The organism is Streptomyces bauhiniae (assembly GCF_004784475.1).
Lineage (GTDB): Bacteria > Actinomycetota > Actinomycetes > Streptomycetales > Streptomycetaceae > Streptomyces > Streptomyces seoulensis.
Genome location: NZ_SRRT01000004.1, coordinates 110,959 through 131,589, shown reverse-complemented (window position 1 = coordinate 131,589; position 20,631 = coordinate 110,959). Strand labels below are relative to the sequence as shown.

Below are 20,631 nucleotides of genomic sequence, written 5' to 3'. Positions count from 1 at the left end.
TCGGCGATGTCAGACCATGTCGAACGTGGCCGGATCGGGACCCAGCCGCTTGTCCTCGTTCAGCGCGCTGATGGCGGCGAGGTCCTCGTCGTCCAGGCTGAAGTCGAACACCTCGATGTTCTCCTTGATCCGCGACGGCGTCACGGACTTCGGGATGACGATATTGCCGAGCTGGATGTGCCAGCGGAGCACGACCTGCGCCGGCGTACGCCCGTGCTTCCGCGCGATGGCGACGATCGCCGGGACCTCCAGCAGGCCCTTGCCCTGGCCGAGCGGCGACCACGCCTCGGTGGCGATGCCCTGCTCGGCGTTGAACTCCCGCGCCGCGCGCTGCTGGAGCTGCGGGTGCAGCTCGATCTGGTCGACCGCCGGGATGACGGACGTCTCCGCGATCAGCCGCTGAAGGTGCTCCGGCAGGAAGTTGGACACGCCGATCGCGCGGATACGGCCGTCGGAGTACAGCTTCTCGAACGCCTTGTAGGTGTCGAGGTAGTTGTCCCGCGCGGGCAGCGGCCAGTGGATCAGATAGAGGTCGAGGTAGTCGAGACCGAGCTTCTCCAGCGACGTGTCGAAGGCACGCAGGGTCGAGTCGTACCCCTGGTCGCTGTTCCAGAGCTTGGTGGTGACGAAGAGGTCCTCGCGGGGCACGCCGGACGCGGCGATCGCCTTGCCGGTGCCCTCTTCGTTGCCGTAGATCGCCGCGGTGTCGATGCTGCGGTACCCGGTCTCCAGCGCCGTGGCGACCGCGCGCTCCGCCTCGTCGTCCGGGACCTGCCAGACGCCGAAGCCGAGCTGGGGCATCTCGACACCGTTGTTGAGGATGATCGGGGGGACCTTGCTGCTCACGAGCCTGTGATCCTTCGGTTGCGGACAGGTGCTGTACCCATCCTCAACGATCACGGGCCGGTCCGCATTCCTGACGGCGGGATCAGGACCGGTAGAGGGCCTCCACCTCACGCTCGTACGCCTTCTCGATCGCCTTCCGCTTCAGCTTCAGCGACGGCGTCAGCAGCCCGTGCTCCTCGGTGAACGGCTGGGCCAGGATGCGGAACGTACGGATCGACTCGGCCTGCGAGACCAGCGTGTTCGCCGCGACCACCGCCCGGCGCACCTCCGTCTCCAGATCGGCGTCGCGCACCAGCTCGGCCGGGGTGGGCCGGGGCTTGCCGCGCATCTGGAGCCAGTGGTCGACGGCGTCCTGGTCCAGGGTGACCAGCGCCGCGATGTACGGGCGGTCGTTGCCGACGACGATGCACTGGTTGACCAGCGGATGGTCGCGCACCCGCTCCTCCAGCACACCGGGGGAGACGCTCTTGCCGCCGGAGGTCACCAGGATCTCCTTCTTGCGGCCGGTGATGGTCAGATAGCCGTCCTCGTCCAGCGAGCCCAGGTCACCGGTGGCGAGCCAGCCGTCGTGCAGGGTCTCGTCGGTCGCCTTGGGGTTGTTGAGATAGCCCTGGAAGACGTTTCCGCCGTGCAGCCAGACCTCGCCGTCGTCCGCGACGTGCACGGTCACACCGGGGACGGCCTGGCCTACGGTGCCGTAGCGGGTGCGCTCGGGCGGGTTGGCGGTGGCGGCGGCGGTCGACTCGGTCAGGCCGTAGCCCTCGTAGATCTGGACGCCGGCGCCCGCGAAGAACAGGCCGAGGCGGCGGTCCATCGCCGAGCCGCCCGACATCGCGTTGCGGATACGGCCGCCCATCGCCGCGCGGACCTTGGAGTACACCAGCTTGTCGAAGAGCTGGTGCTGCATCCTGAGGCCCGCCGAGGGGCCGGGGCCGAGACCCCACGCCTTGGCCTCCAGCGCCTCGGCGTACTTCACGGCCACGTCCACCGCCTTCTCGAAGGGCGTCGCCTTGCCGTCCTTCTCCGCCTTGCGCCGGGCCGAGTTGAACACCTTCTCGAAGATGTACGGCACCGCCAGGATGAACGTCGGCCGGAACGCGGCGAGGTCCGGCAGCAGCGCGGCCGCGTGCAACTGCGGCTGGTGCCCGAAGCGGACCCGGCCCCTGAGCGCCGCGACCTCCACCATGCGGCCGAAGACATGGGCCAGCGGCAGGAACAGCAGGGTGGACGCCTCGTCGCCCTTCTTGGAGTGGAACACCGACTCCCAGCGGCGGATCACCGTGTCCGCCTCGAACATGAAGTTGCCGTGCGAGAGGACACAGCCCTTGGGGCGGCCCGTGGTGCCCGAGGTGTAGATGATGGTGGCGGTCGACTCCGGGGTCACCGCCTCGCGGTGCCGGTGCACCACCTCGTCGTCCAGGTGCGCCCCGGCGTCGTACAGCTCCCGTACGCAGTTCGCGTCGAGCTGCCAGAGCCGGCGCAGGCGGGGGAGGCGGCCGATGACCGTGGCGATCGTCATCGCGTGGTCCTCGTGCTCCACCACGGCGGAGGTGACCTCGGCGTCGTGCAGCATCCAGAAGCACTGCTCGGCGGAGGAGGTCGGGTAGACGGGCACCACCTGGGCACCGATCGTCCACAGCGCGAAGTCGAAGAGGGTCCACTCGTAGCGGGTGCGGGACATGATGGCGACCCGGTCGCCGAAGCGGACGCCCTGGGCGAGGAGGCCCTTGGCGAGGGCGACGACCTCGTCGCGGAACTCGGCGGCGGTCACGTCCCGCCACTGCCCCTGGTCGTCCTTGCGGCCGAGGGCGATGTGCAGCGGGTCGGTGCGCGCGTTGTCGAAGACGGCGTCGGCCAGGCCGCCCACCGGCGGCTCCGACTCCCTCTCCGTCACAGGGTTGGTGAACTCGCGCAAACCTCGCTCCCCCCTATCTCGCTCTTCCTCGCTCCTCCGTCACGGACCCGCGACGCTCCGCACAGCGCCGTGAAAGCTACCCCACCGAATGGCCGGATGGGAGGGGTCCGGAAACCGGCCAAACCTCACGTACCTCACGCCCACCACCCGGAAAATCCCCGCACATGCGGAAGGGCCGGACACGATACTGACGGGTCGGTACGTACCCCGGTCGTAATCTCCACCGAATCTGTACGGGCCGGTCACGGAGGCCGCCAGGTGAGGCGCCTGCTCTCAGCCGACCGGCGGCCCACGTGATCGACGCACCGCTCACCGCACTGGCGGGTATCTTCGTTGAGCTGTGCTGTGGTATTGCCGGGGTGGGGCTTCGGGTGGACAGGGGGGTGGTCTGCGATGCCGGTGGCGGAGATCGTGACGGCGGCGTTCGGAATCGCGGGGAAGGTGGCGGCGAAGCCGGCCGCGGACGCGGCGCTGCGGAAGGAGCTGACGGTCAAGGCTCTGAAGAAGCTCCACCTCGATCCGCATGTGCCACCGCAGGACTTCGACACGCTGTACGCCTACACGCTGATCGAGTACGGCGTCGGCTGTTCCGTGTCGGTGCCCGCCCTCTTCCGGGACGAGTACGTCATAGAGGCGTTCCGGCGTTCCTTCGAGGCCGGTGACTGGGACCGGCTGCGCGCGGAGGTGGCGAACGCGGTCGAACGGGGGCGGGAAACCGCCGAGTTCGGGCATCTGGACCACAACTTCGCCGAGACGCACGTCGACGGCTTCGTGACAGCGTTCCAGGGTTTGGTCGACCGCAGCCGCGCGCCCCACGAGACCCGCATGGAACGCAAGCTGGACGAACTGCTGGAACGGGTCAGCCATACCCGGGACGAGGAGGAGATCCACCGCGCCCGCACCGAGCCGGGGCGCGCCGAACTCTCACCGGCCGCGCGCCTCATGCGGGACGTCTCCGACTGGTTCGTCGCGGTGGGGTACGAGATCCGGCGCACCTGGGAGGCCGACCACGACACCGTCGCCCTGCTCGTCGACGTACCCCAGCGCCGCCCGGGCCGCTTCGACCGTACGGTGATGCTCTGTGTGGAAGGTGAACTGGCCCCCCACCACATCAACCTCCTCGACCAGCTCGTCACCGACGAGGGGGCGCGCGAGGGGTGGGGCCTTGCGCAGATGCGGGTCAGCAATGCGGCGCGGCAGCGCGTGGAAGGCAGCGGGGACCGCCTCTTCTGCTACACCTTCGACGAACTCGTCGAGCTGGAGGCCGACTTCGAGCCGTACATCGCCTGGGTCGAACAGGAGGTGCGGCGTCGGGGGATCGACACGAGGTACGTTCCGCTGTCCTGCCAGAAGGACGAGATCGACCCCGCGACCCAACAGCCCCTGGACACAAGCGTCTACGGCTGGCGCGAGGGTGGCCTGGACCACTATGTCGCCGGCTGGCTGGAGGACCCGGCGAAGAAACACCTGTCCCTGCTGGGTGAGTTCGGCATGGGCAAGTCCTGGTTCGCGCTGCACCTGGCCGGCGAGATGGCACGCGGCTGGCAGGACGCCCGCCGCAAGGGCCTCCCCCGCCCCCGCATCCCCCTGCTCATCCCGCTCCGGGACTACGCCAAGCAGACCTCCGTGGAAGCGCTGCTGTCGGAGTTCTTCTTCAACAAGCACAAGATCAACCTGCGTAGTTACGACGTTTTCCGCGTCTTGAACCGGATGGGCCGACTGCTGCTCGTCTTCGACGGCTTCGACGAGATGGCGGCGCGGGCCGACCGCAACACCATGGTCGACAACTTCTGGGAGCTGGCCAACGCCGTCGAACCGGGAGCCAAGGTCCTGCTGAGCAGCCGCACCGAACACTTTCCGGACGCCCAGGAAGCCCGCGACCTGTTCAGCGCGAAGGTGGCCGCCTCCGCGTCAGTGGTCGGCAAGGACGGTCCCATGTTCGAGATCGTCGAGCTGGTGCCCTTCGATGACGAACAGATCGAACGGATGCTCAGCCACACGTCGTTGACTGCGGACCAGGTGCGGACGGTCATGACCCACGAAGACGTGCGCGACCTGATGCGTCGGCCCGTCATGTCGGAGCTGGTGATCGACGCGCTCCCGGAGATCGAACGCGGGGCGCAGATCGACCTCGCCCGTATCTACCTTTACGCGATCCAGCGGAAGATGGACCGCGACATCAAGATGGAGCGGACCTTCACCTCGCGCGGCGACAAGCTCTTCTTTCTGTGCGAGGTCGCCTGGGAAATGCTGTCGAGCAACCGGCTGACGCTCAACTACCGCGACTTTCCCGACCGATTGAGAGAATGCTTCGGTCCTGCCGTGCAGAGGGCGAAGGATCTCGACTACTGGGCACAGGACATGCGGAACCAAGGCATGCTGGTGCGGAACGCCGAGGGTGACTACGGGCCTTCGCACAAGTCACTGCTGGAGTTTCTCGTCGCGTTCAAGTTCGCCGCCGAACTAGGTCTCCTGGATGCCGACTTCCTGCGGCTGATCCCGGGTGCCGGCGACCCGAACGGCGAGTACTCCACTTGGTCGTCCTACTTCGCGGCCCGGGGGACCGACGGGGCTCTGCCCGTCCTCGGCACCTTCATGGCGGAGCCGCAGGCCAACTTGGGCCGGGGTTTCGGGTCCCTGCGGCGCAATGAGGTGGTCTACCGCTTCCTGGGCGCCATGGTCGGACAGCATCCGCAGTGCAAGGAAAGACTGCTCGACATCGCTGTCGACACCCGCGATGCCGATGACGAGGACGACTTGGGATCGCTCGCGGGCAACTGCCTCAGCCTGCTCGTCGCAGCCGGGGAGAGCCTGGAGAACGTCAGCCTGGCAGGCGTGGACCTTGCCGGCTTCGCTCCTTCGTGGCTGGCGCGACAGGTTTCCATGACCGGGGCCGATCTGGACGGGGCCAACCTCCGGCAAGCGGAACTGGAGAACGTCGATCTGGCAGGGGCCAACCTGGCCAATGCTCGACTTCCGCTCAGCATCCTCACGGACGCGCATGTCCTCCATGGCGGCCTGGCGCATGCCGGTGCTGTGATGGCCGGGGCCAACGGCGAGGTGTCGCACTGGCCGGACGGCCGGGTGGACGTCGAACCACTGAAGTTCTCGGTCGACATGGAACGCGAGGACGGCAGCCTTGAGTGCGATCTCCTTCCCTGGGGCGACAGCGCGTGGCTACTGCGTGACAGGACCGGTGGCCGCTGTATCGATGTCCGTACTGGACAGGTGGGTGAGCGCGTCTCTCCGAGCAAGGGAGCGCTGCTCCGCTGGGAGGGGAGGCTGACCTCGGCAGACTGGGACTTCACGAACGGAGAACTCCGCATCGCCGATTGCGCGACTGGCGAACTGGTAGCGACCTTGCCTGTGCCGACCGTCGCGGAAGGGATTCTCGTGGGCTTCGTCAGATGGGAGGGCATCACCATGCTCCAGCATGAGGACGATCGGCTTCGCTACATGCTCTTCGAGCCGGCAATGCCGACCATGTGGCGCACTTTGTACGAGTCGCCGCTCGTCGAGGTGGCCAACCCGACTTATATCGTGTCTTCCTCGAGCCTCCTCATGATCCAAGCTGGCCGGGCCGTCGTGGCCGTGGACTTCGTCGCGAGTCATGCGGAGATGAACGCCCCGGGGCTCGCCGTTCCTTGCCCGACAGAGGACCGAAAGCGTCTGTACGCAAATGGACGAGGCTTTGCCTACAGTGCCGGGCCCGGTCTCGCCGCCCTCGCCACCGATGACGAGATCTTGGTCTGGAACCTGCACAGCGGGGCCGAAGAGCTCCTCTGGAGTATCGACCCCGTTCCCAGCGGGTTCTCCGCCATGTGGAACTCCGAGGACGGCGCACGCCTGGTCGTCCTCACGCAGATGGGTGAGCTGACGGTCCACGACTTCGGCAGCGGAGAGATCCTCTCCCGGACGATGCTCAGCTCTCGCCTGCAGGGGACCCGCTTTTCCCGTGAGTGCGGCCTTGGCGACGTCACCCTGGAAGCCATCACCCGCGCCGGAGGCGTGATCGTCGATTAGCCGCTCCGCCGCCGCAGCCTCTCCCCGCCCGCCAGGATCGCCGCCGCCAGTGCGTTCGCCGCGTCCTCTGTCGTGCCCCGCGCCCGGGCGTGGGTCAGGGTGAAGTCGACCTTGCCGAGGTCGGGGAGGGCGGCGCGGTCGGGGATGCGGGTGAGGCCCGGGGGGATGAGGTGGCGGGAGTGGGCCATGACGCCGAGGCCCGCTCGCGCGGCGGCGATGAGGCCGTTGAGGCTGGTGCTGGTGCAGACGATGCGGTAGGGGCGGGAGTGGGACTCGAGGGTTTCCAGGGCTCGGGCGCGGGTGATGCCGGGTGGGGGGTAGACGATCAGGGGGACCGGGCGGTCCGGGTCCAGGCGGAGGCGGTCCGTGCCGATCCAGACCAGGTCGTCGCGCCAGACCAGGCGGCCGCGCGGGTCCTCGGGGCGGCGTTTGGCGAGGACCAGGTCGAGCTTGCCCTCGGCCAGGCGCTCGTGGAGGGTGCCGGACAGCTCCACCGTCAGTTCGAGGTCGACCTCGGGATGGTCGTACCGGAAGCCCTCCAGGATCTCCGGGAGGCGGGTCAGGACGAAGTCCTCCGAGGCGCCGAACCGCAGCCGCCCCCGTACGCGCGGGCCGGAGAAGTACGCCGCAGCCTGTTCCTGCACCTCCAGCAGCCGCCGCGCGAAGCCGAGCATCGCCTCGCCGTCCCCGGTCAGCTCCACCGAGTGGGTGTCCCGCGTGAACAACTGGCGCCCCGCCGCCTCCTCCAGCCGACGCACATGCTGGCTCACCGTCGACTGCCGCAGCCCCAGCCGCCGCGCGGCCTGCGTGAAGCTGAGCGTCTGCGCCACCGCGAGGAACGTACGCAGGTGCGTAGGGTCGTACATGGAGGCCAGCGTAGCCCGGTCATCATGAAGCGCGATCGCAGTCAGAGCGGTATGCCGGATTCCGTGATCGGCGCCGACCAGGCACGATGGAGATCGTCCGCCCCACCGAGACGCTACGGAGCCCTGTGAAACGCCGGCTGCCCATCGACCCGTACATCGCGCTGCTCCTCGGCACGGTGGGCCTGGCCGCGCTGCTGCCCGCGCGGGGCGTCGCCGCCGACGTGGCCTCCGGCGCCTCCACGGCCGCCATCGCGTTCCTGTTCTTCCTCTACGGCGCCCGCCTCTCCACCCGCGAGGCGATGGAGGGGCTGCGCCACTGGCGGCTCCACCTCACCGTCCTGGCCTGCACCTTCGTCGTCTTCCCGCTGCTCGGGCTGGCCGCGCGCGGACTGGTCCCGGCGCTGCTGACCCAGCCGCTCTACCAGGGCCTGCTGTTCCTCACCCTGGTCCCGTCGACCATCCAGTCCTCCATCGCCTTCACCTCCATCGCGCGCGGCAACGTCCCCGCCGCGATCTGCGCCGGCTCCTTCTCCTCCCTCGTCGGCATCGTCGTCACCCCGCTGCTCGCCGCCGTCCTGCTGGGCAACTCCGGCGGCGGCTTCTCCGCCGACTCGCTGCTGAAGATCGTGCTGCAACTGCTGGTGCCGTTCCTCGCCGGGCAGTTGCTACGGCGCTGGATCGGCGGCTTCGTCGCGCAGCACAAGAAGGTGCTCGGACTGGTCGACCGGGGCTCGATCCTGCTGGTCGTCTACACCGCGTTCAGCGAGGGCATGGCCCAGGGCATCTGGCACCAGGTGAGCGTGCCGAGGCTCGGCGCGCTGCTGCTGGTGGAGGCCGTCCTGCTCGCCGTGATGCTGGCGCTGACCTGGTACGGCGCGCGGGCGCTGGGCTTCAAAAGGGGCGACCGCATCGCCATCCAGTTCGCCGGGTCGAAGAAGTCCCTCGCCGCCGGACTCCCCATGGCCGGCGTCCTGTTCGGCGCCCACGCCTCCCTCGCCGTACTTCCCCTGATGCTCTTCCATCAGATGCAGCTCATGGTCTGCGCGGTCATCGCCAAGCGCCGCGCCCACGACCCCGAGGAACCGCCGGCCCCGCCGGCCCAGGTGCCCCGCCCGCGCGTACGGCCGGACGGCGACAACGCCCCGTAGACGGCCGAACGCGTCGCGTTCACGGACCCGTTGACCCGGATTTCCGGCACGGACAGCCCACGAGGGCTAACGTTCCGTCATGACCGCAGCCCCCGTACTCGACCCCCGGCGCACCGCCCTCGTCCTCGTCGACCTCATGGACCGCCTCGTCGCGCTGCCGCTGGAACCCCGCAAGGGCGCCGAAGTGCTCACCGCCTGCGAGGAGTTGGCGAACCGCTGCCGCGCCGGGGGCGCACTCGTCGTCCTCGTCCGGGTCGAACGGCCCACCGTCGCCGAACAGCCGCCCGGCAGCGGGCTCGTCGCCGGACTGCGGCACGAGGGCGACCTGGAGGTGGTCAAGCGGACCATCGGCGCGTTCCAGGGCACCGGGCTGGACGAGCTGCTGCGGGACCGTGGCATCGACACCCTGGTCCTCGGCGGCATCGCCACCAACCTGGGCGTCGAGTCCACCGCCCGCGCCGCCGCCGACCTGGGCTACGCGCTGGTCTTCGCGGAGGACGCCATGGCCGCGTTCACGGCCGCCGAGCACGACGCGTCGGTACGGCTGGACTTCCCCCGCCTGGGCACCGTCACCACCGTCGGACGGCTGGGCTTCGAGGCCGCAGGGGACTGAGGGCTTTCCGGCCATCCGGTGGCCTCTCCCATCTGAGGGCTTTCCGGCCACCGGACCCTCCCGCCGACCGCCCGACGCACGGAGCCGACCGTTCACCGCAAACGCGCCGCGCCCCACCTTCTCAACCCACCCGCCTCGACCTACCGTCCGGCCCCATGAGCAGCCCCCCTGTCGCGCCCCCGGGCTGGAGCCGCTGGCTCGTACCGCCCGCCGCGCTCTCCGTCCATCTCTCCATCGGCCAGGCGTACGCCTGGAGCGTGTTCAAGCCACCCCTGGAATCCGCGCTGCACCTCGACGGCACCCAGAGCGCGCTGCCGTTCCAGCTGGCGATCGTGATGCTGGGGCTGTCCGCCGCGTTCGGCGGCACCCTGGTCGAGCGCAACGGCCCGCGCTGGGCGATGACCGTGGCCCTGGTCTGCTTCTCCTCCGGGTTCCTGATCTCCGCGCTCGGCGCCCAGACCCAGCAGTACTGGCTGATCGTCCTCGGGTACGGGTTCGTCGGCGGCATCGGCCTGGGCATCGGCTACATCTCGCCCGTCTCCACCCTGATGAAGTGGTTCCCGGACCGGCCCGGCATGGCCACCGGCATCGCCATCATGGGCTTCGGCGGCGGCGCGCTGATCGCCTCGCCGTGGTCGGCGCAGATGCTGGACTCCTTCGGCACCAGTCACACCGCGATCGCGGTGGCGTTCCTGGTGCACGGGCTGGCGTACGCCGTGTTCATGACCCTCGGGGTGCTGCTGGTCCGGGTGCCCCGGCCGGAGGGGCGTACGGACAGCGGTCCCGGCGCGGCCGGAGGCGTCCAGGTCTCGGCCCGCAGCGCGCTGCGCACCCCGCAGTTCTGGTTCCTGTGGGTCGTGCTGTGCACCAACGTCACGGCCGGGATCGGCATCCTGGAGAAGGCCGCCCCGATGATCACGGACTTCTTCGCGGACAGTTCCACCCCGGTCTCCGTCTCGGCCGCGGCAGGCTTCGTCGCGCTGCTGTCGGCGGCCAACATGGCGGGCCGGATCGGCTGGTCCTCCACCTCCGACCTCATCGGCCGCAAGAACATCTACCGCGTCTACCTGGGCGTCGGCGCGCTGATGTACCTGGTGCTCGCCCTGTTCGGGGACACGTCCAAGCCGCTGTTCGTGCTGTGCGCGCTGGTCGTCCTCTCCTTCTACGGCGGCGGCTTCGCCACGGTCCCCGCGTATCTGAAGGACCTCTTCGGCACGTACCAGGTCGGCGCCATCCACGGCCGGCTGCTCACCGCCTGGTCCACGGCGGGCGTACTCGGCCCGCTGATCGTCAACTGGATCGCCGACCGGCAGGAGGACGCGGGCAAGCACGGGCCCGCGCTGTACGGGCTCTCCTTCTCGATCATGATCGGTCTGCTCCTCGTCGGCTTCGTCGCCAACGAACTCATCCGCCCCGTCCACACCCGTCACCACGTCCCCGCCCCGAAGGAGGCCCCCGATGCCCAGCGAGAGCAGCCCGCCTGACTGGCGCCCCCTGATCGCCCTCTCCTGGCTCTGGGTGGGCGCACCGCTCGCCTACGGGCTGTACGAGCTGGTGCGGAAGGCGACGCAGCTCTTCACGGGGTGAGGTGTCGGGCGTCCGTACGAGGGTCTGCGTGAAGCCGACAACCGGGGTGCCCGATTCCTGTGGCTTCACGTACCCCCGTACCCGTGAGTCACTGCGCAGACTGGAGGGTCCCGCCACCCACGGCAGCAACGAGGGGACCCCGACATGCACGGCTCGCGTATCGCCGCGATCGGCCACTACCAGCCCGCCAAGGTGCTCACCAACGAGGACCTGGCGCGCATGGTCGACACCAGCGACGAGTGGATCACCAGCCGGGTCGGCATCCGCACCCGGCACATCGCGGGCCCCGACGAGCCGGTGGACGAGCTGGCCGCGCACGCCGCCGCCAAGGCGCTGGCCACGGCCGGGCTCGCCCCCGGCGACATCGACCTGGTGCTGGTCGCCACCTCCACGGCGATCGACCGCTCCCCGAACACCGCCGCGCGGGTCGCGGCCCGCCTCGGCATCCCCGAGCCCGCCGCGATGGACGTCAACGTGGTGTGCGCCGGCTTCACCCACGCGCTGGCCACCGCCGACCACACGGTACGGGCGGGGGCCGCGACGCGGGCGCTGGTGATCGGCGCGGACAAGATGTCCGAGGTCACCGACTGGACCGACCGCTCCACCTGCGTGCTGGTCGGCGACGGCGCGGGCGCGGCGGTGGTCGAGGCGTGCGCGCCGGGGGAGCCGGCCGGGATCGGGCCGGTGCTGTGGGGTTCGGTGCCGGAGATGGGGAACGCGGTACGGATCGAGGGCACGCCGCCGAGGTTCGCGCAGGAGGGGCAGAGCGTGTACCGCTGGGCCACCACCCAGCTCCCGCCGATCGCCCGGCGGGCCTGCGAGAAGGCGGGCGTCGAGCCGGCCGACCTCGCGGCGGTCGTCCTGCACCAGGCCAACCTGCGGATCATCGAGCCGCTGGCGCAGAAGATCGGCGCGGTGAACGCGGTCGTCGCCCGCGACGTCACCGAGTCCGGCAACACCTCCGCCGCGAGCATCCCCCTCGCCCTCTCCAAGCTGATCGAACAGGGCAGCGTCCGCACCGGCGACCCGGCCCTCCTCTTCGGCTTCGGCGGCAACCTCTCCTACGCCGGCCAGGTGATCCGCTGCCCGTGATCCAGGGGTGGCCGAAGGCACAGATACGCAGGTGAAAGGCGCTCCAAAACCTTGGTATCGTTGTCCATGTCGCCGCGGGGAACACCCCCGGCCGGGTGACAGACACCTTGTCCGGGTGGCGGAATGGCAGACGCGCTAGCTTGAGGTGCTAGTGCCCTTTATCGGGCGTGGGGGTTCAAGTCCCCCCTCGGACACCAGCTCAGAACCCCTGTTGATCAGGGGTTTTCTGCTTTTCCGGGGGCGGTCTCACGGGTGGGCCGCCGGCCTGTCGATGGAGTACACCGTGACGGGGTTCCCGGCCAGCGTGTCCTCCCGCAGCGGCGTGAAGCCGAGCCGCTCCGCCACGCGCACCGACGGGGTGTTCCCGTGGCGGATCATGGCGGTGAAGTAGGCGCTGTCCAGGGTCTCGAATCCCCATGTCAGACAGGCGCGGGCCGCTTCGGTCGCGTAGCCGTGGCCCCACGCCTCGGCCCTCAGGGTCCAGCCCATCTCGACCTCGTCGAACATCTCCCAGTAGTTGAGGCCGGCCCGCCCGATGAACTCACCGCTCGACTTCAGCTCGACGGCACAGAGCCCGTGGCCCCGCTCGGCCCACTGCCGCTCGATGGACGTGAGGCGGTCCAGCGCGCGCTGGTGCGTGTAGGTGCCGATGAACCGGCTCACCCGGTCGTCGCTGTGGAGCGCGACGAACGCGTCGGCGTCCTCGACTCGTAGAGGCCGCAGTAGGAGGCGCTCGGTTTCGATCATCCGGTCAGCCTATCCATGTAACCCGGCCACAACTCCGTTGTGGAACCCGTCGTCGTGATGGCGGCCGGGCAGGAGTCGATCCCCCTGGAGGAGCGCGTCGGCTGGATACGGGAGCACTGGGCCGACGATCCGCATATCGCGGTCGTGGGTGTCGTGGACGATCTGCCGGTCGACTACGAGAGTGAGGTGGCGTGGGAGGGGCACGTCGGCCTGATGCGCCAGGCCCTCGCCCTGGGCCCGCACGCGCCCGCCGTCGACGCGGTGTTCAGCTCCGAGCCGTACGGCACCGAACTCGCCCGCCGCTTCGACGCCGCCCCCGTGCTGCTGGACGTCGACCGGGGCACCTTTGCCGTGTCCGGTACGAAGGTCCGCGCGGACCCCGTCGCCCACTGGACGGAGATCGAGCCGCCGGTCCGGGCGTGGCTGGCCCGTAGGGTCGTCCGCGACCCCGCCGACCGTGGCGGACCTCGACTGGGACGACGCCGACTTCGAACTCGTCGCCCGCCGCCAGAACCGTAGCGAGCAGCAGGCCGCCTGTACCGGTGGCCCGGTGCTCGTGTGCGACACCGACGCCCTGGCCACCACCGTCTGGCAGGAGCGCTACCGCGGCCGTACGACCGCGCCGGTACGGGACCTCGCGCGGGCGATGCCCCCGCGCGCCCTCTACCTGCTCACCTCGGACAAGGACGTCCCCTTCGACGACGACGGCCTCCGCGACGGCGAGCACCTGCGCGGCTGGATGACCGACCGCTTCCGCGAGACCCTCACCGGCTCAGGCGTCCCCTGGCAGGAACTCCACGGCGACCGCCGGACCCGCCTGACCGCCGCCCTCACGGCGGTGGACCGCCTCCTGTCCGACGGCTGGCACCTGGCGGAGCCTCTCGGCTGAGCCGGACCTCCTCAGGGGTGTGGCCAGACCGTCACGTCGACCAAGAGGAAGCCCAGTTCGGGGAGCGCCGTCGACTTGACCTGCACCACCAGGAGGGCGATGTTGCCCGCGCGGTCCTTGGCGCAGATCTCGCTCCCCGCCGCCACGGCCGCCAGCGGCAGATTGTGGCTGGTGGCGCCCTGGACTTCGAACTTGCACGAGTCGTAGGTGGCGCCCGGCTTGGCGTAGCGCAGGAGGAGCACGCTGCTGCGGCTCTCCAGTGAGCAGTCCTGCGCGCCGCAGGTGAAGCGGATGTCGCCCTTACGGTCTTTCCGGACGGCTGGCTCTCCGAGGTTCAGCGAGTTCGTCGCGTCCAAGTTCTGGAGAGGCTCCGCGACGGGCAGCGGCGTCGCGGGGGCGGTGGGGGACGGACGGGAGGAGGCTTCGACCGTGTCTCCCACGGAGCCGGAACCGCTCCCGGAGCCCGAGGCACCCGCACCCGTACCCGGCCGCTGCGACCCCGTCGCCGTGGACCCGTGCGACCCCGCCGAGCCGAGCGCCGACCACGCCAGACCCCCCAGCAGCGCCAGGGACGTGACGGCCGCGAGGGCGCCCGCGATCAGCGCCACACGCGCCCTGCGGGACATCGGCTCGGCCGGCGGGGGCGCGTAGGGCCAGTGCACCGAGGTGGGCGGGAGCATCCGGGTCGACGGGGCGAGGGGTGCCGGGACCGTCAGCTCCGAGCCCCTGATCTCCCGCCAGACGGACGGTCCTTCGCCGCCCTCGGGGTCGGGGCCTATGCGCTCCCTGCACCACTGGACGACGTCCGCCGGAGTGGCCCGTTCCTTCGGGTCGGCGGCCAGGCAGCGGGCGAACAGCGGGCGCAACTCCTCGGGCAGCAGCGAGAGATCGGGCGCGGAGTGCACGATCCGGTACAGCACGGCGGGCAACGAGCCGTCGCCGTACAGCGGTTCGCCCAGCAGCGCGAAGGCCGCCGTCTGGCCGAGGGCGAAGACATCCGTCGCCGGGGTGATTCCGCCGCCGGACGCCTGCTCGGGCGCCATGAACACGGGCGTGCCCATGGCGGCACCGGTGGCGGTGAACGAGGTGGCGTCGGCGGCCAGGGAGATGCCGAAGTCGATGACGCGGGGGCCGTCGGTGGCCAGCAGCACGTTCGACGGCTTCAGGTCCCGGTGCACGATGCCGGCCTCGTGGATCGCCTGGAGCGCCTCGGCCACGCCCGCCATCAGCCACAGCACGGCCGGAACGGGCAGCGGCCCACGCTCGGCGACGGCGTCCGCCAGCGAGGGTCCCGGCACGTACAGCGTGGCGAGCCACGGCGGTTCGGCCTCCGGACCGGCGTCGATCAACTCCGCGGTGTACGCGCCCCGGACACGCCGGGCCGCCGCGATCTCCCGGCGGAACCGGCGCCGGAAGGCGGGGTCGTCGGCCAGCTCCGACCGTACGACCTTGATCGCCACCGGCCGCCCGCCCTGCGTGTGCGACAGATAGACCCGGCCCATCCCGCCCGCACCGAGCCTGGCGGCCAGCCGGTATCCCCCCACCACGACCGGATCGTCCGCCTGAAGCGGCCGGAACGCCTCGCTGGTCTCGTTCATCGGTAGTCCTCGGGATGCGACTGCATCCAGGTGTTGATCTCGTCGCGGGTGTCCAGCAGCAGCTTCTGGTGGTGCTTGAGGTCGGGGAACGAGGGGTCGGTACCGACGGTCTCGCGGAGCTTGTCCGTCCAGGCCAGGGGAGCGGCGAAGTGGGCCGGGCCCTTGGGGCTCGCCTTCATGGAGTCATGGAGGTCGGTGAGGTTGCTCAGGACGCGGTTCAGGAAGTACTCGCAGTTGCCCGGCGTGGTGCAGCCGTCGTTGTAGGTGGCCTGGAGGACGGCGAAGGCGTCGCGGACCTCGGGCGGAGCCACGGCGGGAGAAGCCGGTGCTGCCGGTGCCGATGAGGTTGGTGCAGAAGTCCGTACCGGTGCGGCGGACTTGGACGTGTCCTCCCCCGACGAGCACCCCGTCAGCAGCGCAGCGGTCAGCAGCAGTGGTCCCACACTGCGGGCGGTGAGCATCGTGACATCCCCCTGAAAGTCGTTCCGGTGCAGAACAGTTGACGGGTGATCTTCTCAGAAGGCGAGACCCGCTCACTTACCCGTGCCGCATCCCTTGACGCACCCCCCTCCGGAGGATTAACTCACGTCCTAAATTAAGCCCTGAGGAGCCGACGCGGTTTTCGGGGTTTCTCTCTCCCGGAAAGGGACCGCTGGAGTCATGCGCAGCATCCGAGCCGCGGCCACAGGCGCCGTCGTCATGTCTCTCGCCCTCGCGGCAACGGCGTGCGGAGGAGGTACGGACAGCGGGGACGGAGCCGGCGGCTCGTCCAAGACGCTGACCTACTGGGCCTCCAACCAGGGCGCCAGCGTCGCCGTGGACAAGCAGGTGCTCCAGCCCGAGCTGGACAAGTTCGAGCAGCAGACCGGCATCAAGGTCAAGGTCGAGGTCGTGCCCTGGTCCGACCTGCTCAACCGCATCCTCACCGCCACCACCTCCGGCCAGGGCCCGGACGTGCTGAACATCGGCAACACCTGGAGCGCCTCGCTGCAGGCGACCGGGGCGCTGCTGCCCTGGGACACCAAGAACTTCGACAAGATCGGCGGACGGGACCGCTTCGTCGACCCCGCGCTCGGCTCCACCGGCGCCGAGGGCAAGGACCCGGCCGCCGTACCGCTGTACTCGATGTCGTACGCCCTCTACTACAACAAGCAGATCTTCGCCGACGCCGGCATCGACGGGCCCCCGGCCACCTGGGACGAACTCGTCGCCGACGGCGCCAAGATCAGGGCCAAGGGCAAGTCCGTGCTCGGCGCCGAGGGTTCGAACCTCTCCGAGAACATCCACCACGTCTTCGTCTTCGCCAAGCAGCACGACGCCGACTTCTTCTCCGCCGACGGCAAGCCCGACTTCACCAACCCCAAGGTGGTCGACGCCGTCAAGCAGTACGTCGACCTGATGGCCAAGGACAAGGTCATCCCGGCGGGCAACGCCGAGTACGCGCAGAACCAGTCCGTCAGCGACTTCGCCAAGGGCAAGCAGGCCATGCTGCTCTGGCAGTCCGCCGCCGCCAACCTCAAGTCCCAGGGCATGAAGGACGACGCCTACGGTGTCGCCCCCGTACCCGTCCAGGAGGGCACCCCCGGACCCGGCGCCCAGGTCAACTCGATGGCCGCGGGCATCAACATCGCCGTCTTCAAGGACAGCCACAACCTCGACGGCGCCACCGAGTTCGTGAAGTTCATGACCAGCGACGCCGAGCAGAAGATCCTCAACAAGGCGTACAGCTCCATCCCGCCGGTCAAGGCCGCGCAGGCGGACCCGGCGTTCGACGGGCCGGCCACCGCCGTGCTGAAGGACACCCTCGCCAAGAGCGCCGCCGCGCTGCCGCAGGTCGCCACCGAGTCGCAGTTCGAGACGGCTGTCGGCACCGCGGTGAAGGACCTGTTCGCCGACGCCGCCGCCGGGCGCGCGGTCACCACCGCCTCCGTCAAGGCCAAGCTGGAGAAGGCCCAGCAGCAGATGCCGGCGGCCTGACGTCCATGACCTCCACCGTTCTCAAGGAACCGGTGCGCGAGGACACCCCCGGTGCGGCGCGCGGCCCGCGCCGCACCGGGCGGTCCCGCCGCACCGCGCTCCCGTACCTGCTCCTGCTGCCCGCCCTGGTCTTCGAACTCCTCGTGCATCTGGTCCCGATGGTCATCGGCACCCTGATGAGCTTCAGGTCCATCACCCGCTTCACGCTGCGCGACTGGAGCAACGCCCCCTGGACCGGCCTGCGCAACTACCGCGTGGCCGTGGACTTCGACGCCCCGGCCGGCGAGGCGCTGCTGCGCTCCTTCGCCGTCACCGTCGGCTTCACCCTGCTCTCGGTCGCCCTGTGCTGGGCGCTCGGCACCGCCGCCGCCGTCTTCATGCAGGACACCTTCCGGGGCCGCGGCATCCTGCGCGCCCTGTTCCTGGTGCCGTACGCGCTGCCCGTCTACGCGGCCGTCATCACCTGGGTGTTCATGTTCCAGCACGACAACGGCCTGGTGAACCACGTCCTGCACGACCAGCTCCACGTCACCGACAAGCCGTCCTTCTGGCTCATCGGCGACAACAGCTTCTACGCCCTGCTCACCGTCTCGGTGTGGAAGGGCTGGCCGTTCGCCTTCCTCATCGTGATGGCGGGCCTGCAGAACATCCCGCGCGAACTCTACGAAGCCGCCGCCCTGGACGGCGCCGGGATGTGGCAGCAGATCCGCCGCATCACCCTGCCGTCGCTGCGCCCGGTCAACCAGGTACTGGTCCTGGTGCTGTTCCTCTGGACGTTCAACGACTTCAACACGCCCTACGTCCTGTTCGGCCGGGCGGCACCCGAGGCCGCCGACCTGATCTCCGTGCACATCTACCAAACCACCTTCCTCACCTGGGACTTCGGCACCGGCTCCGCCATGTCCGTCCTGCTGCTGCTCTTCCTGCTGGCCGTGACCGGCGGATACCTGCTGTTCACCTCACGCGGAAGGAGGGCCGGAAATGGCTGACTCGTCGCCCATGGCGCCGCCCCGTTCGTTCCTGTGGTCCCGCCGGATCTTCCTCACCCTGCTCACCGGCTTCGTCCTGCTGCCCGTCTATGTGATGGTCTCCAGCTCGCTCAAGCCGCTCGCCGACGTCACCGACAAGTTCCGCTGGCTGCCGAGTGAGTTGACGATCCGGCCGTACATCGACATCTGGTCCACCGTGCCGCTCGCCCGGTACTTCGTGAACTCGCTGATCGTCGCGGGCTCGGCCACCATCTGCTCGGTCGTCATCGCCGTCTTCGCGGCCTACGCGGTCAGCCGGTACGACTTCCGGGGCAAGCGCGTCTTCACGGTCACCGTGCTGTCCACCCAGATGTTCCCCGGCATCCTCTTCCTGCTCCCGCTGTTCCTGATCTACATCAACATCGGCAACGCCACCGGGATCGCCCTGTTCGGCTCGCGCGCCGGGCTGATCCTCACCTACCTGACCTTCTCGCTGCCGTTCTCCATCTGGATGCTGATCGGGTACTTCGACTCGGTGCCGCGCGACCTCGACGAGGCGGCGCTGGTGGACGGCTGCGGGCCGCTCGGCGCGCTGTTCCGGGTGGTCGTGCCGGCCGCGGTGCCCGGCATCGTCGCCGTCGCCGTGTACGCCTTCATGACCGCGTGGGGAGAAGTCCTCTTCGCGTCCGTGATGACCAACGACACCACCCGCACCCTCGCCGTCGGGCTCCAGGGCTACTCCACCCTCTACGACGTCTACTGGAACCAGATCATGGCCGCCTCGCTCGTGGTGAGCGTCCCCGTGGTCGCCGGGTTCCTGCTGCTCCAGCGTTATCTCGTCACCGGACTGACGGCGGGCGCCGTCAAGTGACCGACTCCCCGCACCTCGAAGGGACTTCCATGTCCGAGCCCATCGACCTCGCCGCCTTTCCGGACAACTTCCGCTGGGGCACGGCCACTTCGGCGTACCAGATCGAGGGCGCCGTCACCGAGGACGGCCGCTCACCGTCGATCTGGGACACCTTCTCGCACACCCCCGGCAAGATCGACGGCGACGACAACGGGGACACCGCCTGCGACCACTACCACCGCTGGCGCGACGACCTCGCCCTGATGCGCCAACTGGGCGTGGACATGTACCGGTTGTCCGTCGCCTGGCCGCGGGTGATGCCCGGCGGCGACGGCCCGGTCAACCCCAAGGGGCTGGCTTTCTACGACGAGTTGACCGACGCCCTGCTGGAGGCGGGCATCACCCCCTCCGTCACCCTCTACCACTGGGACCTGCCGCAGGTGCTCCAGGACCGGGGCGGCTGGCCGGAGCGGGACACCGCCGAGCACTTCGCCGCGTACGCCTCGGCCGTGGCCGAACGCCTCGGTGACCGGGTCACCCACTGGGCCACCCTCAACGAGCCGCTCTGCTCGGCCTGGATCGGCCACCTCGAAGGCAAGATGGCCCCCGGCTGGACCGACCTCACCGCGGCCGTCCGCGCCTCCTACCACCTGCTTCTCGGACACGGCCTCGCCACGCAGGCGGTCCGCGCCGCCGCGCCCGGCGCCGAGATCGGCATCGTCACCAACCTCTCCACCGTGCACGCCGCCACCGACAGCCCCGAGGACGTGGCCGCCGCGCACCGCCAGGACGGCCACGTCAACCGCTGGTGGCTCGACCCGGTGCACGGCCGGGGCTTCCCCGCCGACATGGTCGAGGTGTACGGGGTGGAACTCCCGGAGAAGCCGGGTGACTTGGAGACCATCGCCACTCCGCTGGACTGGCTGGGCCTGAACTACTACATGCCGGCCCACGTCGCCGACGACCCCAACGGGCCTGCCCCATACGCCCGTTCCGTACGCCGTGAGGGCGTACCGCGTACCGGGATGGACTGGGAGATCGACGCGAGCGGGATCGAGACGCTGCTGCTGCGCCTCACCGAGGAGTACGGCGCGCGCAAGATCTACGTCACCGAGAACGGCTCGTCCTTCCCCGACCGGGTCGGCCCGGACGGCACCGTGGACGACCCCGAGCGCCGGGCGTACCTGGAGAGCCATCTCGCCGCCTGCGCCTCCGCCGTCGCCAAGGGCGCCCCGCTCGCGGGCTACTTCGCCTGGTCCCTGATGGACAACTTCGAGTGGGCGTACGGCTACGACAAGCGCTTCGGCCTCTTCCACGTGGACTACGCGACGCAGGCCCGCACGATCAAGGCCAGCGGGCGCCGGTACGCGGAGATCATCGACACCCACCGCAAGCTCGGGCGCCGCGCCGCCTGAGCCATCCGGGGCGGGCGCGCTGACCTCGCGCCCGCCCCCCACCTTCCATGTGACACGCACCAGGCACCGAACTGTTCCGGCCCCCGCACCGCCGACA

General features: G+C 69.7%; 18 protein-coding genes and 1 tRNA gene. 13 read left to right on the top strand and 6 right to left on the bottom strand.

Annotated features, from left to right (window positions below; all coding sequences use genetic code 11):
- Positions 1-9 precede the first annotated feature (9 nt).
- Complete coding sequence (locus E5083_RS14555; RefSeq protein WP_135786109.1) at positions 10-846, bottom strand: aldo/keto reductase; 837 nt, start codon at positions 844-846, stop codon at positions 10-12.
- 82 nt (positions 847-928) lie between these two features.
- Entirely contained in the window at positions 929-2,761 is a 1,833-nt protein-coding gene (locus tag E5083_RS14550) for an AMP-dependent synthetase/ligase (RefSeq protein ID WP_135786108.1), read from the bottom strand.
- Positions 2,762-3,154: 393 nt separating this feature from the next.
- Here E5083_RS14550 and E5083_RS14545 point away from each other — a divergent pair, with 393 nt between their 5' ends.
- Positions 3,155-6,784, top strand: a complete 3,630-nt coding sequence (locus E5083_RS14545; protein ID WP_135786107.1) for an NACHT domain-containing protein — start codon at positions 3,155-3,157, stop codon at positions 6,782-6,784.
- Here the strand turns inward: E5083_RS14545 and E5083_RS14540 are convergent.
- Complete coding sequence (locus E5083_RS14540; protein WP_135786106.1) at positions 6,781-7,650, bottom strand: LysR family transcriptional regulator; 870 nt, start codon at positions 7,648-7,650, stop codon at positions 6,781-6,783. The genes E5083_RS14545 and E5083_RS14540 overlap by 4 nt on opposite strands.
- Positions 7,651-7,736: 86 nt before the next feature.
- Between E5083_RS14540 and E5083_RS14535 the strand changes: the two genes are divergently transcribed.
- The 6 genes from E5083_RS14535 (at position 7,737) to E5083_RS14515 (ending at position 12,287) form a co-directional block, all read left to right on the top strand.
- Positions 7,737-8,798, top strand: coding sequence for a bile acid:sodium symporter family protein (locus E5083_RS14535; RefSeq protein ID WP_244317501.1), 1,062 nt, complete (start codon positions 7,737-7,739; stop codon positions 8,796-8,798).
- A 79-nt stretch (positions 8,799-8,877) separates the two neighbouring features.
- On the top strand, positions 8,878-9,411 hold the full coding sequence (locus E5083_RS14530) for an isochorismatase family protein (RefSeq protein ID WP_135786105.1): 534 nt from the start codon (positions 8,878-8,880) through the stop codon (positions 9,409-9,411).
- A gap of 155 nt (positions 9,412-9,566) precedes the next feature.
- Positions 9,567-10,895, top strand: coding sequence for an OFA family MFS transporter (locus E5083_RS14525; protein ID WP_135786104.1), 1,329 nt, complete (start codon positions 9,567-9,569; stop codon positions 10,893-10,895).
- Positions 10,870-10,998 (top strand): MFS transporter small subunit, encoded by a 129-nt coding sequence (locus E5083_RS32015; protein ID WP_279632481.1) that lies wholly within the window; start codon positions 10,870-10,872, stop codon positions 10,996-10,998. Before E5083_RS14525 ends, E5083_RS32015 begins: the two co-directional genes overlap by 26 nt.
- A 144-nt stretch (positions 10,999-11,142) precedes the next feature.
- Entirely contained in the window at positions 11,143-12,090 is a 948-nt protein-coding gene (locus tag E5083_RS14520; RefSeq protein ID WP_135786103.1) for a beta-ketoacyl-ACP synthase III, read from the top strand.
- A 109-nt stretch (positions 12,091-12,199) separates the two neighbouring features.
- Positions 12,200-12,287: transfer RNA gene (locus E5083_RS14515), tRNA-Leu, on the top strand.
- Between the two features lie 49 nt (positions 12,288-12,336).
- On the opposite strand, the gene E5083_RS14510 is transcribed toward E5083_RS14515, so the two are convergent.
- Positions 12,337-12,837, bottom strand: coding sequence for a GNAT family N-acetyltransferase (locus tag E5083_RS14510; protein WP_135786102.1), 501 nt, complete (start codon positions 12,835-12,837; stop codon positions 12,337-12,339).
- 39 nt (positions 12,838-12,876) lie between these two features.
- On the opposite strand from E5083_RS14510, the gene E5083_RS31205 reads away from it, so the two are divergent.
- Both E5083_RS31205 and E5083_RS14505 read left to right on the top strand, forming a co-directional pair.
- On the top strand, positions 12,877-13,356 hold the full coding sequence (locus E5083_RS31205; RefSeq protein WP_167513546.1) for a nucleotidyl transferase family protein: 480 nt from the start codon (positions 12,877-12,879) through the stop codon (positions 13,354-13,356).
- The gene (locus E5083_RS14505) at positions 13,295-13,726 is read left to right on the top strand and encodes an AAA family ATPase (protein ID WP_167513545.1); all 432 of its coding nucleotides are present in this window, start codon (positions 13,295-13,297) and stop codon (positions 13,724-13,726) included. The genes E5083_RS31205 and E5083_RS14505 overlap by 62 nt, the downstream gene beginning before the upstream one ends.
- 11 nt (positions 13,727-13,737) lie before the next feature.
- On the opposite strand, the gene E5083_RS14500 is transcribed toward E5083_RS14505, so the two are convergent.
- Both E5083_RS14500 and E5083_RS14495 read right to left on the bottom strand, forming a co-directional pair.
- The gene (locus E5083_RS14500) at positions 13,738-15,324 is read right to left on the bottom strand and encodes a serine/threonine-protein kinase (protein WP_135786100.1); all 1,587 of its coding nucleotides are present in this window, start codon (positions 15,322-15,324) and stop codon (positions 13,738-13,740) included.
- Positions 15,321-15,635 (bottom strand): hypothetical protein, encoded by a 315-nt coding sequence (locus E5083_RS14495; protein WP_135786099.1) that lies wholly within the window; start codon positions 15,633-15,635, stop codon positions 15,321-15,323. The genes E5083_RS14500 and E5083_RS14495 overlap by 4 nt, the downstream gene beginning before the upstream one ends.
- A gap of 349 nt (positions 15,636-15,984) precedes the next feature.
- Here E5083_RS14495 and E5083_RS14490 point away from each other — a divergent pair, with 349 nt between their 5' ends.
- From E5083_RS14490 to E5083_RS14475, 4 genes are read left to right on the top strand one after another with little or no spacing between them, the layout of a single operon-like run.
- A complete protein-coding gene (locus E5083_RS14490) occupies positions 15,985-17,301 on the top strand; it encodes an ABC transporter substrate-binding protein (RefSeq protein WP_135786098.1) in 1,317 nt (438 codons plus the stop codon).
- A 5-nt stretch (positions 17,302-17,306) separates the two neighbouring features.
- Positions 17,307-18,290, top strand: a complete 984-nt coding sequence (locus E5083_RS14485; protein WP_135786097.1) for a carbohydrate ABC transporter permease — start codon at positions 17,307-17,309, stop codon at positions 18,288-18,290.
- A gap of 10 nt (positions 18,291-18,300) precedes the next feature.
- Entirely contained in the window at positions 18,301-19,140 is an 840-nt protein-coding gene (locus E5083_RS14480) for a carbohydrate ABC transporter permease (protein WP_135786518.1), read from the top strand.
- A 29-nt stretch (positions 19,141-19,169) separates the two neighbouring features.
- Positions 19,170-20,534: a GH1 family beta-glucosidase gene (locus tag E5083_RS14475; protein WP_135786096.1), complete on the top strand. Its 1,365-nt coding sequence runs from the start codon at positions 19,170-19,172 to the stop codon at positions 20,532-20,534.
- Positions 20,535-20,631 lie beyond the last annotated feature (97 nt).